Annotated in this window: 24 protein-coding genes; all 24 read left to right on the forward strand. The window is 61.8% G+C overall.

Annotation, left to right across the window (positions count from 1 at the left end; translation table 11 throughout):
• Positions 1-54: 54 nt before the first annotated feature.
• The 24 genes from rplC (at position 55) to rpsK (ending at position 12,779) form a co-directional block, all read left to right on the forward strand.
• Positions 55-783, forward strand: a complete 729-nt coding sequence (rplC, locus tag NLY42_RS20790) for a 50S ribosomal protein L3 (protein WP_023682606.1) — start codon at positions 55-57, stop codon at positions 781-783.
• Entirely contained in the window at positions 783-1,403 is a 621-nt protein-coding gene (gene rplD, locus NLY42_RS20795; RefSeq protein WP_023672750.1) for a 50S ribosomal protein L4, read from the forward strand. Before rplC ends, rplD begins: the two co-directional genes overlap by 1 nt.
• Positions 1,400-1,693, forward strand: a complete 294-nt coding sequence (locus NLY42_RS20800) for a 50S ribosomal protein L23 (RefSeq protein ID WP_023672751.1) — start codon at positions 1,400-1,402, stop codon at positions 1,691-1,693. The genes rplD and NLY42_RS20800 overlap by 4 nt, the downstream gene beginning before the upstream one ends.
• A 23-nt stretch (positions 1,694-1,716) precedes the next feature.
• Positions 1,717-2,550, forward strand: a complete 834-nt coding sequence (rplB, locus tag NLY42_RS20805; RefSeq protein ID WP_023706515.1) for a 50S ribosomal protein L2 — start codon at positions 1,717-1,719, stop codon at positions 2,548-2,550.
• Between the two features lie 16 nt (positions 2,551-2,566).
• The gene (gene rpsS / locus NLY42_RS20810; RefSeq protein WP_006205463.1) at positions 2,567-2,845 is read left to right on the forward strand and encodes a 30S ribosomal protein S19; all 279 of its coding nucleotides are present in this window, start codon (positions 2,567-2,569) and stop codon (positions 2,843-2,845) included.
• A 2-nt stretch (positions 2,846-2,847) separates the two neighbouring features.
• On the forward strand, positions 2,848-3,237 hold the full coding sequence (rplV, locus tag NLY42_RS20815) for a 50S ribosomal protein L22 (protein ID WP_006205462.1): 390 nt from the start codon (positions 2,848-2,850) through the stop codon (positions 3,235-3,237).
• Positions 3,237-3,962, forward strand: coding sequence for a 30S ribosomal protein S3 (rpsC, locus tag NLY42_RS20820; RefSeq protein WP_023672753.1), 726 nt, complete (start codon positions 3,237-3,239; stop codon positions 3,960-3,962). The genes rplV and rpsC overlap by 1 nt, the downstream gene beginning before the upstream one ends.
• Before the next feature lie 26 nt (positions 3,963-3,988).
• On the forward strand, positions 3,989-4,402 hold the full coding sequence (gene rplP / locus NLY42_RS20825) for a 50S ribosomal protein L16 (protein WP_006205460.1): 414 nt from the start codon (positions 3,989-3,991) through the stop codon (positions 4,400-4,402).
• A 13-nt stretch (positions 4,403-4,415) separates the two neighbouring features.
• A complete protein-coding gene (rpmC, locus tag NLY42_RS20830) occupies positions 4,416-4,616 on the forward strand; it encodes a 50S ribosomal protein L29 (protein WP_006205459.1) in 201 nt (66 codons plus the stop codon).
• Between the two features lie 11 nt (positions 4,617-4,627).
• The gene (gene rpsQ, locus NLY42_RS20835) at positions 4,628-4,867 is read left to right on the forward strand and encodes a 30S ribosomal protein S17 (RefSeq protein WP_010909280.1); all 240 of its coding nucleotides are present in this window, start codon (positions 4,628-4,630) and stop codon (positions 4,865-4,867) included.
• 72 nt (positions 4,868-4,939) lie between these two features.
• A complete protein-coding gene (gene rplN, locus NLY42_RS20840; protein WP_006205457.1) occupies positions 4,940-5,308 on the forward strand; it encodes a 50S ribosomal protein L14 in 369 nt (122 codons plus the stop codon).
• 12 nt (positions 5,309-5,320) lie between these two features.
• Entirely contained in the window at positions 5,321-5,635 is a 315-nt protein-coding gene (rplX, locus tag NLY42_RS20845) for a 50S ribosomal protein L24 (RefSeq protein WP_013531428.1), read from the forward strand.
• Positions 5,628-6,227, forward strand: coding sequence for a 50S ribosomal protein L5 (gene rplE, locus NLY42_RS20850; protein ID WP_023672755.1), 600 nt, complete (start codon positions 5,628-5,630; stop codon positions 6,225-6,227). Before rplX ends, rplE begins: the two co-directional genes overlap by 8 nt.
• Positions 6,228-6,254: 27 nt before the next feature.
• Entirely contained in the window at positions 6,255-6,560 is a 306-nt protein-coding gene (rpsN, locus tag NLY42_RS20855) for a 30S ribosomal protein S14 (protein WP_010909282.1), read from the forward strand.
• A 12-nt stretch (positions 6,561-6,572) separates the two neighbouring features.
• Positions 6,573-6,971: a 30S ribosomal protein S8 gene (gene rpsH / locus NLY42_RS20860; protein WP_006205453.1), complete on the forward strand. Its 399-nt coding sequence runs from the start codon at positions 6,573-6,575 to the stop codon at positions 6,969-6,971.
• 41 nt (positions 6,972-7,012) lie between these two features.
• The gene (gene rplF / locus NLY42_RS20865; RefSeq protein ID WP_023755194.1) at positions 7,013-7,546 is read left to right on the forward strand and encodes a 50S ribosomal protein L6; all 534 of its coding nucleotides are present in this window, start codon (positions 7,013-7,015) and stop codon (positions 7,544-7,546) included.
• A 140-nt stretch (positions 7,547-7,686) separates the two neighbouring features.
• Positions 7,687-8,046 carry a 50S ribosomal protein L18 gene (gene rplR, locus NLY42_RS20870; RefSeq protein WP_023682602.1) on the forward strand — a complete coding sequence of 120 codons (360 nt, stop codon included), beginning with the start codon at positions 7,687-7,689 and terminating at the stop codon, positions 8,044-8,046.
• Between the two features lie 154 nt (positions 8,047-8,200).
• The gene (gene rpsE, locus NLY42_RS20875) at positions 8,201-8,764 is read left to right on the forward strand and encodes a 30S ribosomal protein S5 (protein WP_006333394.1); all 564 of its coding nucleotides are present in this window, start codon (positions 8,201-8,203) and stop codon (positions 8,762-8,764) included.
• Positions 8,765-8,788: 24 nt separating this feature from the next.
• Positions 8,789-8,986 (forward strand): 50S ribosomal protein L30, encoded by a 198-nt coding sequence (rpmD, locus tag NLY42_RS20880; protein ID WP_006205449.1) that lies wholly within the window; start codon positions 8,789-8,791, stop codon positions 8,984-8,986.
• 22 nt (positions 8,987-9,008) lie between these two features.
• Entirely contained in the window at positions 9,009-9,479 is a 471-nt protein-coding gene (gene rplO, locus NLY42_RS20885) for a 50S ribosomal protein L15 (RefSeq protein ID WP_023672760.1), read from the forward strand.
• Positions 9,480-9,736: 257 nt separating this feature from the next.
• Complete coding sequence (secY, locus tag NLY42_RS20890; protein WP_023672761.1) at positions 9,737-11,077, forward strand: preprotein translocase subunit SecY; 1,341 nt, start codon at positions 9,737-9,739, stop codon at positions 11,075-11,077.
• A complete protein-coding gene (locus tag NLY42_RS20895) occupies positions 11,074-11,682 on the forward strand; it encodes an adenylate kinase (RefSeq protein ID WP_023755195.1) in 609 nt (202 codons plus the stop codon). Before secY ends, NLY42_RS20895 begins: the two co-directional genes overlap by 4 nt.
• 211 nt (positions 11,683-11,893) lie before the next feature.
• Entirely contained in the window at positions 11,894-12,262 is a 369-nt protein-coding gene (gene rpsM, locus NLY42_RS20900; RefSeq protein ID WP_006205445.1) for a 30S ribosomal protein S13, read from the forward strand.
• A 127-nt stretch (positions 12,263-12,389) separates the two neighbouring features.
• Positions 12,390-12,779 carry a 30S ribosomal protein S11 gene (gene rpsK / locus NLY42_RS20905; protein ID WP_006205444.1) on the forward strand — a complete coding sequence of 130 codons (390 nt, stop codon included), beginning with the start codon at positions 12,390-12,392 and terminating at the stop codon, positions 12,777-12,779.
• The last annotated feature ends 83 nt before the right edge of the window (positions 12,780-12,862 follow it).

Raw genomic sequence — 12,862 nt, forward strand, 5'->3', positions numbered from 1 at the left:
AGAGCGCGGTAAGGGGCGGTGCCCCTGGCCCGGAACTCTAAAGGAATTGAACCGATGCGTTCAGGTGTGATTGCAAAGAAGGTGGGAATGACCCGCATCTATAATGATGCCGGGGAACATGTTCCCGTCACCGTTCTCCAGATGGAGAACTGCCAGGTCGTGGCTCAGCGCACGCAGGAGAAGAACGGCTATACGGCCGTCCAGCTCGGCGTTGGCCTTGCCAAGGTGAAGAACACGTCGAAGGCGATGCGCGGCCATTTCGCGACCGCTTCCGTCGAGCCGAAGGCGAAGGTCGCCGAGTTCCGCGTCTCCGCCGACAACATGATCGATGTCGGCGCCGAGATCACCGTCGAGCACTTCGTCGCCGGCCAGAAGGTCGATGTGACGGGCACGACGATCGGCAAGGGTTTCCAGGGCGTCATCAAGCGCCATCACATGGGTGGTGGCCGCGCGACGCACGGTAACTCGGTTTCGCACCGTACGCACGGTTCGACCGGCCAGCGTCAGGACCCGGGCAAAGTGTTCAAGGGCAAGCATATGGCTGGCCACATGGGCGACACCCGCGTCACCACACAGAATGTCGAGATCGTTTCGACCGACGCCGATCGCGGCCTGATCCTGATCCGCGGTGCGGTTCCCGGATCGAAGGGCGCCTGGATCCTGGTCCGCGATGCGGCCAAGGTGGCACTGCCGGCCAATGCGCCGAAGCCTGCCGCGATCCGCGCCGTTGCTGCCGAGAGTGGCGCCAAGAACGAGGCTCCGGCCGCAGAGGGAGCAGAATAATGGATCTCAAGATCACAACGCTTGGCGGCAAGGACGCCGGCAAGGTGAAACTCTCCGAGGAGATTTTCGGCCTTGATCCGCGCGAGGACATCCTGCAGCGCGTCGTGCGCTGGCAGCTGGCCAAGCGCCAGCAGGGCACGCACAAGGCCAAGGGCCGCGCCGAAATCGCGCGCACCGGCGCTAAGATGTACAAGCAGAAGGGTACGGGCCGCGCCCGTCACCATTCGGCACGCGCTCCGCAGTTCCGCGGCGGCGGCAAGGCCCACGGCCCGGTCGTTCGCAGCCACGAGCACGATCTGCCGAAGAAGGTGCGCGCTCTGGGCTTGCGGCATGCTCTCTCGGCCAAGGCCAAGAGCGCGTCGATCATCATCATCGACGAGCTGAAGCTGACCGAGGCCAAGACGAAGGCGCTGATCGCGAATTTCGCGACACTGGGCCTGACCAACGCCTTGGTGATCGGCGGTGCCGAGCTTGACCAGAACTTCAAGCTGGCGGCGACCAACATCCCGAACATCGACGTGCTGCCCATCCAGGGCATCAACGTCTACGACATTCTGCGCCGCGGCACGCTGGTCCTTTCGAAGGCCGCCGTCGAGGCTCTCGAGGAGCGCTTTAAATGACCGACCTCCGTCATTACGACGTGATCGTCTCGCCGGCGATCACGGAAAAGTCGACCATGGCTTCCGAGAACAACCAGGTTGTTTTCAACGTCGCCAAGAAGGCGTCGAAGCCGGAAATCAAGGCCGCTGTCGAAGCGCTGTTTGGCGTCAAGGTTACGGCCGTGAACACGCTTGTCCGCAAGGGCAAGATCAAGCGCTTCCGCGGCACGATCGGCCGCCAGAGCGACGTCAAGAAGGCGATTGTGACGCTGGCCGACGGCCAGTCGATCGACGTCGCGACGGGTCTCTGAGCTAGGCCGCGAGGACAACAAACATGGCACTTAAAAAATTCAACCCGGTAACGCCGAGCACCCGCCAGTTGGTCATCGTCGACCGCTCGGGCCTCTACAAGGGCAAGCCCGTCAAGGGCCTGACCGAAGGCCTGACGAAGTCGGGCGGCCGCAACAATCACGGCCGCATCACGGCCCGCTTCATCGGCGGCGGTCACAAGCGTTCGTACCGCATCATCGACTTCAAGCGCCGCAAGTTCGACGTCGTCGGCACGGTCGAGCGCATTGAATACGATCCGAACCGCACCGCCTTCATCGCGCTGATCAAGTATGACGATGGCGAGCTGTCCTACATCATCGCTCCGCAGCGCCTTGCCGCCGGCGACAAGATCGTGGCCGGTGAATCGGTCGACGTGAAGCCGGGCAATGCGATGCCGCTGGCCTCGATGCCGGTCGGCACGATCGTCCATAACATCGAGCTGAAGCCGGGCAAGGGCGCCCAGGTTGCCCGCTCGGCAGGTGGCTACGGCCAGCTGGTCGGTCGCGATCAGGGCATGGCGATCCTGCGCCTCAACTCGGGCGAGCAGCGGGTCGTTCACGGCTCCTGCATGGCCACCGTCGGCGCCGTGTCGAACCCCGACCACGGCAACATCAACGACGGCAAGGCCGGCCGCACGGTCTGGCGCGGCAAGCGCCCGCACAATCGCGGCGTGACCATGAACCCGGTCGACCATCCGCATGGCGGTGGTGAAGGCCGCACCTCCGGTGGCCGTCATCCGGTCAGCCCGTGGGGCAAGCCGACCAAGGGCAAGAAGACGCGGTCCAACAAGGCGACCGACAAGTTCATCCTGCGCTCGCGCCATCAGCGCAAGAGCTAAGAAGAGGTAACGCCAAGTGACTCGTTCTATTTGGAAAGGCCCCTTCATCGACGGCTACCTTCTCAAGAAGGTGGACAAGGTTCGTGAAGGTGGTCGCAATGAGGTGATCAAGATGTGGAGCCGTCGCTCCACCATCCTGCCGCAGTTCGTCGGCTTCACCTTCGGTGTCTACAACGGCCAGAAGCATGTTCCCGTCTCGGTGAACGAGGACATGGTCGGTCACAAGTTCGGTGAATTCGCTCCGACCCGGACCTATTACGGTCACGGCGCGGATAAGAAGGCGAAGAGGAAATAATCATGGGCAAGGCCAAAGCTCCGCGCAGGCTTGCTGACAACGAAGCGCGCGCCGTTCTGCGCACGATCCGTATCAGCCCGCAGAAGCTGAACCTGGTTGCCGCGCTGATCCGCGGCAAGAAGGTCGCGACAGCGCTTTCCGATCTCGAATTCTCGGCCAAGCGGATTTCCGGCACGGTCAAGAAGACGCTGGAATCGGCGATCGCCAACGCGGAAAACAACCACGACCTCGACGTCGATGCGCTGATCGTGGCGGAAGCCTATGTCGGCAAGTCGATCGTCATGAAGCGGTTCCATGCTCGTGGCCGCGGTCGCGCCAGCCGTATAGAAAAGCCGTTCTCGCACCTCACGATCGTCGTTCGTGAAGTCGAAGAAAAAGGGGAGGCCGCATAATGGGTCAGAAAGTCAATCCGATCGGTCTGCGCCTCGGCATCAACCGTACCTGGGATTCGCGCTGGTTCGCGAACACCGGCGAGTACGGCAAACTGCTGCATGAGGACATCAAGATCCGCAAATATCTTGAAAAGGAACTCAAGCAGGCTGCGATTTCGAAGGTCGTGATCGAGCGCCCGCACAAGAAGTGCCGCGTCACCATCCATGCGGCGCGCCCGGGCCTGATCATCGGCAAGAAGGGCGCCGACATCGAAAAGCTTCGCAAGAAGCTGATGGAGATGACGAAGTCCGAGACGCACTTGAACATCGTTGAAGTGCGCAAGCCGGAAATCGACGCGACCCTGGTCGCCCAGTCGATCGCCCAGCAGCTCGAGCGTCGTATCGCGTTCCGCCGCGCCATGAAGCGCGCCGTTCAGTCGGCGATGCGCCTGGGCGCCGAAGGCATCCGCATCAACTGTGCCGGCCGTCTCGGCGGCGCCGAGATTGCGCGCATGGAATGGTACCGCGAGGGCCGCGTGCCGCTGCATACGCTGCGCGCCGATGTCGACTATGGCACGGCCGAAGCGCACACGGCTTACGGCATCTGCGGCGTCAAGGTCTGGGTGTTCAAGGGCGAAATCCTCGAGCACGATCCGATGGCTTCGGAGCGTCGCGCGACCGAGGGTGATGCTGCGCATGGCGGTGGTGGTGATCGCGAACGCGGTCGTCGTCGCGAAAACGCCTGATTATTTAGGAATTTGGAGTTAGAACGATGCTGCAGCCAAAGCGCACAAAGTTCCGCAAGCAGTTCAAGGGCCGTATCCATGGCACCGCAAAGGGCGGCACCAACCTGGATTTCGGTGGTTTCGGGCTGAAGGCGCTTGAGCCGAACCGCGTCACCGCGCGTGAGATCGAGGCGGCCCGCCGCGCGATCACTCGTGAGATGAAGCGTGCCGGCCGCGTGTGGATCCGTATTTTCCCTGATGTGCCGGTGACGTCGAAGCCGACCGAAGTGCGCATGGGCAAGGGCAAGGGCGCTGTCGACTACTGGGCGGCGCGCGTCAAGCCGGGCCGCATCATGTTCGAGATCGACGGCGTCAACGAAGAAACCGCCCGTGAGGCGCTGCGTCTCGGCGCGGCCAAGCTCTCGGTCAGGACGCGCTTCGTACAGCGCATCGCAGAATAAGGACGGGCTGATCATGAAAGCCGAAGACATCCGGACCAAGACCCAGGACCAGCTGACCGACGATCTGGCCAGCCTGAAGAAGGAGCAGTTCAACCTGCGCTTCCAGAAGGCCACCGGCCAGCTCGAGAAGACCGCGCGCGTGCGGCAGGTTCGCAAGGACATTGCGCGTATCAAGACCATCGCTGCGGAAAAGTCCGCGGCCAAGAAGGCTTAAGGACGAAAATCATGCCAAAGCGCATTCTGCAGGGCACTGTCGTCAGCGACAAGAACGAGAAGACGGTAGTCGTCAAGGTCGAACGGCGCTTCACGCATCCCGTGATGAAGAAGACCGTGCGCATGACCAAGAAGTACAAGGCGCACGACGAGAACAACGCCCACAAGGTCGGCGATCAGGTGTTCATCCAGGAATCGAAGCCGATTTCCAAGGACAAGCGCTGGATCGTCGTGTCTTCGGACCAGGCGTAACAAACCGAATTTTGGACAGACCGGGGAGGGGCTTTGAGCCCGTCCCGTTAGAAGAGAAGAAGGCGGCCAGTCATGATTCAGATGCAAACAAACCTCGACGTCGCGGATAATTCCGGCGCCCGTCGTGTCATGTGCATCAAGGTGCTGGGCGGCTCGAAGCGGAAATACGCTTCCGTAGGCGACATCATCGTGGTGTCGATCAAGGAAGCCATTCCGCGCGGCCGCGTTAAGAAGGGCGATGTGATGAAGGCGGTCGTGGTTCGCACGGCCAAGGACATCCGCCGCCCGGACGGCAGCGTGATCCGTTTCGACAAGAACGCGGCCGTTCTCGTCGACAACAAGAAAGAGCCGATCGGCACGCGTATCTTCGGACCGGTTCCGCGCGAACTCCGCGCCAAGAACCACATGAAGATCATCTCGCTCGCGCCTGAAGTGCTGTAAGGAGCCGGACCAATGCAAAAGATTAGAAAAGGCGACAAGGTCGTCGTGCTGGCCGGCAAGGACAAGGGCCGTTCGGGCGAAGTCCTCTCGGTTCAGCCGAAGGAAGACACCGCGCTGGTGCGCGGCGTCAACATGATCCGTCGTCACCAGAAGCAGTCCCAGTCCCAAGAGGGCGGGATCATCACCAAGGAAGCGCCGATCCAGCTGTCGAACATCGCGCTCGCCGACCCCAAGGATGGCAAGCCGACCCGCGTCGGCTTCATCTTCCAGAAGGACGGCAAGAAGGTGCGCGTCGCCAAGCGCTCGGGAGAAGTCATCAATGGCTAAGGCTCAAACCACGAAGCCCAAGGCTGAAAGCAAACAGTCCAAGGCCCAGAACACGCCGCGCCTCAAGCAGGTCTACAACGAGACCATCCGCAAGGCGCTGCAGGAGCAGTTCGGCTACGAGAACGAGATGCAGGTTCCGCGCATCGACAAGATCGTGCTGAACATGGGCGTCGGCGAAGCGACCGCGGATTCGAAGAAGCCTTCGATCGCGGCCGAAGACCTGGCGATGATCGCCGGCCAGAAGGCCGTCGTCACCCGCGCCCGTAATTCGATCGCCGGCTTCAAGGTCCGCGAGAAGATGCCGATCGGCGCCAAGGTCACGCTGCGCAAGGAACGCATGTACGAGTTCCTCGACCGTCTCGTGAACATCGCACTGCCGCGCGTCCGCGACTTTCGCGGACTGAATCCGAAGAGCTTCGATGGCCGTGGCAACTACGCCATGGGCATCAAGGAACACATCGTGTTCCCGGAGATCAACTACGACAAGGTTGATCAGATCTGGGGCATGGACGTCATCGTTTGTACGACTGCGAAGACGGACGACGAAGCCAGGGCATTGCTCAAGGCCTTCAACTTCCCCTTCCGCCAGTAACGGCAGCGAGAAAAGGAAAAATCTGAAATGGCAAAGACCAGCTCAGTCGAGAAGAACAACAGGCGCCGCAAGCTTGCCGACCAGTACGGTCCCAAGCGCGCAGCGCTCAAGGCGATCATCATGGACCAGTCCAAGCCGATGGAAGAGCGTTTCCGCGCTCAGCTGAAGCTTGCTGCCCTGCCGCGCAACTCGGCCAAGATCCGCATCCGCAACCGCTGCGAAGTTACCGGCCGTCCGCGCGCCTATTATCGCAAGCTCAAAGTATCGCGCATCGCGCTTCGTGATCTCGGCAATAACGGCCAGATCCCGGGCCTGGTCAAGTCGAGCTGGTAAGGAGGACATAACATGTCATTGAGCGATCCTCTCGGCGATATGCTGACCCGCATCCGCAACGCGTATGGCCGTAAGAAGTCGAGCGTTTCGACGCCGGCGTCGCGCCTGCGTACCCGCGTCCTCGACGTGCTGAAGGCTGAAGGCTATATCCGCGACTACAGCCAGACCGACTTCGACAACGGCAAGTCCGAAATCGAAATCGAGCTGAAGTATTTCGACGGTGCTCCGGTCGTGCGCGAAATCGCCCGCGTCTCGAAGCCTGGCCGCCGCGTTTACGTTTCGGCCAAGTCGATCCCGCACGTCGCCAACGGCCTCGGCATCGCCATCCTTTCGACGCCGAAGGGCGTGATGGCCGATCACGAAGCACGCGAACAGAATGTCGGCGGCGAAATCCTCTGCCAGATTTTCTAATTCGGCAGACCTGAAACAAGAGAAGTGACGAGGACAACCAAATGTCTCGTATTGGAAAGAAACCCGTTTCGCTGCCGCAGGGCGTGACCGCGACCGTCAACGGCCAGACCGTGACGGCGAAGGGCCCCAAGGGCGAACTGAAGTTCGTGGTGAACGATGAAGTGCTGGTCAAGATGGAAGGCAGCGAAATCGCTGTCCAGCCGCGCGACCAGACCAAGGCCGCCCGCTCCAAGTGGGGCATGTCGCGCACGCAGATCGTCAACATCCTGCAGGGCGTCAAGGACGGTTTCGAGAAGAAGCTCGAGATCACCGGCGTCGGCTATCGCGCGGCACTTCAGGGCAAGAACCTGCAGCTGGCACTTGGCTTCAGCCATGATGTCGTCTACCAGACGCCGGCTGGCATCACGATCACTGTGCCGAAGCCGACGGAAATCACCGTGACCGGCATCGACAAGCAGCAGGTCGGCCAGGTTGCCGCCGAGATTCGCGAGTATCGCGGTCCCGAGCCCTACAAGGGCAAGGGTGTCCGCTATGCCGGCGAGAAGATCGTCCGCAAGGAAGGCAAGAAGAAGTAGTAGGCCTGGCCCCGAAAAGTTGCAGACTTTTCGGAAAAGGCCAAGCCAAAGAAGTGCAACGCCGCGGGGAGCGGTCGCGGGAGGCGCTTTCGCCTACCGCACATGGCGGCCCCCGTTTTTTGAAGGCAAGGAAGACTATCATGGCTACCAAGGAATCCATCCAGCGCCGCGCGCAGCGCGTCCGCCGCCAGATCAAGAAGGTCGCCGGCGAACGTCCGCGTCTCTCGGTTCACCGCACGTCGAAGAACATTTACGTGCAGGTCATCGACGATGCCAAGGGCCATACCATCGCGGCTGCATCGACACTCGAGAAGGACCTCAAGGGTTCGCTCAAGACCGGCGCCGACACCGAGGCAGCAGCCGCTGTTGGCAAGCTGATCGCCGAGCGTGCTTCGAAGGCCGGCGTCAAGGAAGTCGTCTTTGACCGCGGCGCCTATATCTATCACGGCCGCGTCAAGGCGCTGGCCGAGGCTGCCCGTGAAGGCGGTCTGAGCTTCTAATTGCCTGATCCCGAACCGAAGGTCAGCGCAGCAAAAAGTTGCAGACTTTTCGGACAAGATCATGCAAGGAAAAATAATTCGCCCCCGGTGACCCAAAGAGGCGCACCGGATCTTATCAGCAACCGTGCTTCCGGAAAAAAACAAGGAACAGGATATGGCACAGGAACGTAGGGATGGCGGCCGCGGCCGCGATCGTGAAGAACGCGATGACGGCATGGTGGACAAGCTCGTCCACATCAACCGTGTCGCCAAGGTCGTCAAGGGCGGCCGTCGCTTCGGTTTTGCAGCACTCGTCGTCGTCGGCGACCAGAAGGGCCGCGTCGGCTTCGGTCACGGCAAGGCGCGCGAAGTGCCGGAAGCGATCCGCAAGGCAACTGAGTCGGCCAAGCGCGACATGATTTTCGTGCCGCTGCGCTCGGGCCGCACGCTGCACCACGACGTCGAAGGACGCTGGGGCGCCGGACGCGTGCTGCTGCGCGCTGCCAAGCAGGGTACCGGCATCATCGCCGGCGGCCCGATGCGCGCTGTCTTCGAGACGCTCGGCATGCATGACGTGGTCGCCAAGTCGATGGGTTCGTCGAACCCCTACAACATGGTTCGTGCCACATTCGACGCGCTGAAGAGCCAGATGCATCCCAAGGATGTGGCTGCTGCACGCGGCATCAAGTATTCGACCCTTCAGGCCCGCCGCGGCACCGCCGTTGCGGCTGAAGAATAGTCGATCTGACCAGGGATTTTGACCATGGCCAAGAAAGCAACCAAGACCATCACCGTTGAGCAGATCGGTTCGCCGATCCGCCGCCCGAAGGAACAGCGCGCGACGCTGGTCGGCCTCGGCCTCAACAAGATGCACAAGCAGCGCACTCTGGAGGACACTCCCTCGGTGCGCGGCATGATCGCTGCCGTCCAGCATCTCGTCCGCGTCGTGGACGAGGGCTGAGCAAAAGCGCAGGAGAACCCAGATGAAACTCAACGATCTGCGTGACAAGGACGGCGCGACGCACTCCAAGAAGCGTCTCGGCCGTGGCATCGGCTCCGGCTCGGGCAAGACCGGCGGTCGCGGCGTCAAGGGCCAGAAGGCGCGCTCCGGCGTTGCCATCAACGGCTTCGAGGGCGGCCAGATGCCGCTCTATCGGCGCCTGCCGAAGCGTGGCTTCAATAACATCTTCGCCAAGAGCTTTGTCGTCGTGTCGCTGGCTCGTATCCAGACGGCGCTCGATGCCAAGAAGCTTGACGCCAAGGCGACCGTGACGGCCGAGGCGCTCGTTGCCGCCGGCGTCATCCGCCGCGTCAAGGACGGCGTGCGCATCCTCTCGGACGGCGAGCTCAAGGCAAAGCTTGCCTTCGACGTCGCGGGCGCCTCCAAGGCCGCGATCGAGAAGATCGAAAAGGCCGGCGGTTCGGTCAAGCTGCCGGAAGCGGCAGCGGAGTAACGGCAATTTGAAGCGCGGTCGGCAGGAACGGTATCCGTTTTTGTTCACGATTGCGCTTTGATCCAATCAATTAGGCGGCCGCGTCAACGCGGCCGCTTGCATGTTTAGAGCCCGGAGCTTATCTCGTGAGCTTCGGTGCCACGCGCCGCCTGAGCTGCGGGCATCGAGCGTGACATACAAATCAAAGAAGTAGCGCATGACGTTGTCCGAAAACCGCTTCACACTTTTCGGCATCATGCTCTAGCGGAGAATCAGGCATGGCTTCGGCTGCTGAACAACTAGCCTCGAATCTGAATTTTGCGGCTTTCGCCAAGGCGGAGGACCTGAAGAAGCGAATCTGGTTCACCGTCGGCGCGCTGCTCGTCTATCGCCTCGGCACCTATATCCCGCTGCCCGGCATCAATCCGGATGCATTCGCGCAGGCCTTCTCTTCGCAGGCCAAGGGCGTGCTCGGCATGTTCAACATGTTCGCCGGCGGCGCCGTGCAGCGCATGGCGATCTTCGCGCTCGGCATCATGCCTTACATCTCAGCCTCCATCATCATGCAGCTGATGACCTCGGTCATTCCGTCGCTGGAGGCGCTGAAAAAGGAAGGCGAGCAGGGCCGCAAGGTCATCAACCAGTACACGCGCTACGGCACGGTACTCCTGGCGCTGGTGCAGGCCTACGGCATTTCGGTGGGCCTGGAAGGCGGCAACGGCATCGTCAATGATCCCGGCATGTTCTTCCGCATCTCGACCGTCGTCACGCTGGTTGGCGGAACCATGTTCCTGATGTGGCTGGGCGAGCAGATCACCGCCCGCGGCATCGGCAACGGCATTTCGCTGATCATCTTTTCCGGCATCGTCGCCGGCCTGCCGCGCGCCATCTCCGGCACGCTGGAGCTCGGCCGCACCGGCGCCCTATCGACCGGGCTGATACTCGCGATCATCGTGCTGGCTATCATCGTCATCGCGCTGATCGTGTTCTTCGAGCGCGCGCAGCGCCGCCTGCTGATCCAGTATCCGAAGCGCCAGGTCGGCAACCGCATGTTCCAGGGCGATACCTCGCATCTGCCGCTGAAGCTCAACACGTCGGGCGTCATTCCGCCGATCTTCGCGTCGTCGCTGCTTTTGCTGCCGGCAACGGTCGCCGGCTTCTCGCAGACGACAAACCTGCCGGCCTGGGCAAGCACCGTGCTCGCCTCGCTCGGCCACGGCCAGCCGCTCTACATGCTGTTCTATGCGGCAATGATCGTGTTCTTCGCCTTCTTCTACACGGCCATCGTGTTCAATCCGAAGGACACCGCCGACCAGCTCAAGAAGCATTCCGGCTTCATTCCGGGCTACCGTCCGGGTGAGCGCACCGCCGATTACATCGACTATGTCCTGACGCGCATCACCGTCGTCGGCGCCATCTATCTGGTGCTGGTGTGCCTGCTGCCCGAGTTCCTGATTTCGGCGACTGGCGTACCATTCTACCTCGGTGGCACATCGCTTCTGATCGTGGTCAGTGTAACCCTCGATACGGTGGCGCAGATCCAGGGTCACCTGATCGCGCACCAGTATGAGGGCCTGATCAAGAAGTCGAAGCTGCGCGGGGGGAAGAAGGCCAGATGAGATTGATATTGCTTGGGCCGCCAGGAGCGGGCAAGGGGACGCAAGCACAAAGACTGGTAGAAAAATACGGCATACCGCAGCTGTCGACGGGTGACATGCTGCGGGCGGCCGTGCAGGCCGGCACCGAAGTCGGCAAGCGCGCCAAGGCGGTGATGGATGCCGGCGAGCTGGTTTCCGACGCCATCGTCAACGCCATCGTGGCCGAGCGCATCGATCAGCCCGATTGCATCAACGGTTTCATTCTCGACGGCTATCCGCGCACGCTGGTGCAGGCTGATGCGGTTGAATCGATGCTCGCCGAGCGCGGCATTGGCCTCGATGCCGTGATCGAGTTCGTCGTCGACGACAAAGCGCTGGTCGGCCGCATCGTCAAGCGCGCCGACGACGCCAAGGCCGCCGGACAGCCGGTGCGCAAGGACGACAATCCGGTGGTGTTCGAAGAGCGCCTGCGGGAATATTACAAGAAGACCGCGCCGCTGATCGGCTATTATTATGCCAAACGCTCGCTTAGGAGTGTCGACGGCATGGCCCCTGTCGAGACCGTGACGGCGGAGATTGAAGCGCTGCTCGCGGCGGTGACGCGGGAGACCGTTACGGTAAAGTAAAGATTGCGCTTGACCGGAACGGTTCGCTGGGTTATGGCGGCCCGTCTTCCTATCAGGCATGAGGCTTGCTTGTCCGCAAGGGCAAGGCAGCCGCATTGAAACTAGGGAACTCCCGCAAGGGCCGGCCTCCACCGGACGCGGGGTAATTTGAACAGCGCCGCGCATGCCTTTTTTTGAAGGCCGGCCGGTCCCACATGGAGAAGAGAAGAATATGGCTCGTATAGCCGGCGTCAACATTCCGACCAACAAGCGCGTCGTCATTGCGCTTCAGTACATTCACGGCATTGGCAAGAAGTTCGCCCAGGAGATCGTCGACAAGGTCGGCATCCCGGCCGAGCGCCGCGTCAACCAGCTGACGGACGCGGAAGTGCTGCAGATCCGCGAGACCATCGACCGCGACTACCAGGTCGAAGGCGACCTGCGCCGCGAAGTGTCGATGAACATCAAGCGTCTCATGGACCTCGGCTGCTACCGCGGTCTGCGTCACCGCCGTTCGCTGCCGGTTCGCGGCCAGCGCACGCACACCAATGCACGCACCCGCAAGGGCCCGGCCAAGTCGATTGCAGGCAAGAAGAAGTAAGTGAGCGAATAGCGAGTAGCCATTAGCGAGTAGGGGTTCCCTATTCGCTGGTCCCTGCTCACTACTCGCTTTCAAAGGTGGAGCCGCTGGCATTACGGCGGTGTAGAGATCAACTGAAAGGACTATCATGGCCAAGGAAGCCGCTCGTGTTCGCCGTCGCGAACGCAAGAACATCTCGTCGGGCGTTGCCCACGTCAATTCGACCTTCAACAACACGATGATCACCATCACCGACGCGCAGGGCAATTCCATTGCCTGGTCGTCGGCCGGTGCCCAGGGCTTCAAGGGTTCGCGCAAGTCGACCCCGTTCGCCGCCCAGATGGCTGCCGAAGACGTCGCCAAGAAGGCCCAGGAACACGGCATGCGCATGCTCGAAGTCGAGGTCTGCGGACCCGGCTCCGGTCGTGAATCGGCGCTTCGCGCCCTGCAGGCGGCCGGCTTCACCATCACCTCGATCCGTGATGTGACGCCGATCCCGCACAATGGCTGCCGCCCGCGCAAGAAGCGCCGCGTCTAAGACATTACCGAACGCCGCGTGAGCGCCTCAAGGCGCTCCTCCACGGCACTCCAGGTCGCCCGCCACGATTGGATGGTGGCGGG

This window comes from Mesorhizobium sp. C372A (genome assembly GCF_030323245.1).
Taxonomy (GTDB): Bacteria; Pseudomonadota; Alphaproteobacteria; order Rhizobiales; family Rhizobiaceae; genus Mesorhizobium.